At 37.6% G+C, this 809-nt stretch carries 1 protein-coding gene; it reads left to right on the forward strand.

The window, feature by feature from the left end; all coding sequences use genetic code 11:
• Positions 1–128 precede the first annotated feature (128 nt).
• The gene (locus ABWV72_RS21165) at positions 129–806 is read left to right on the forward strand and encodes a hypothetical protein (RefSeq protein ID WP_353372962.1); all 678 of its coding nucleotides are present in this window, start codon (positions 129–131) and stop codon (positions 804–806) included.
• Positions 807–809 lie beyond the last annotated feature (3 nt).

Consider the following 809-nt stretch of genomic DNA (forward strand, 5'->3'; position numbering starts at 1 on the left):
GAAGTGGGGTGGCGCAATAACAAACGTATGTTGCTGACCCAAACTCGCGGCCATTGTTCGTGCCTCACAAAGTTTAGGCCACAAGTTTGTGCAGCAAATTCGGACGTTAGCACTAAAAAAGGATGTTTATGACTAAAGGAAATGCAAAAAAGGAAGTGCTGTCGATCATCGTGGAACATTGGATCATAGTATCTACCGTTTTCGCCGCTATCTCTATAGGTATTGGGCTATTCTACTCAAGTTCTTATTTCAAATTTTTTGGAATCGAATATCTTCATTTCGCGCATTTTTTAGACGTGATAAAAATGCTCTTTTTAAGTAAAAGCTTTTTTCTTGCTTTATTTCTATTTTCGATTTCATTTGGGCTTTTAATTCTACTTGCTGGGAAAAACGAGGCTAAAACGGAAGTAAAAAAAGTCAAAGGTATTTGGCACAAAATCATTGGCACTTTTTTCACGATCCTCGGAACCCCAGTTGCTTTTTTTGTGTTCATTTCACCTTTTATCTCGCCTGCTCAAGACGCTAAAGCAGTTCTTCGAGGAGACACCGCGCATTTTAAAGTGCTATACAACAGCGTTAAAAGAGAAATAAAATGTGCAAATATAATAGGTACTTCAGACAGTAATTACATTTTCTGGGATTTCGCTAATTCTTCAACAATAATTGTCCCGAAGCCTCAAATTATTGAAATCAAACTAGTGTTCAAGGAGCTGGCTAAGGCAAAAGGCGGTGATGAGCCAGATGAACTTATTAAAAGATCTAAAGAAAGGCTAAATACTATAAATGACTATTGCCAAACAGATTAGTGC

The sequence above is a fragment of the Aliiglaciecola sp. NS0011-25 genome (assembly GCF_040370605.1).
In the GTDB taxonomy this organism is placed as follows: domain Bacteria; phylum Pseudomonadota; class Gammaproteobacteria; order Enterobacterales; family Alteromonadaceae; genus Aliiglaciecola; species Aliiglaciecola lipolytica_A.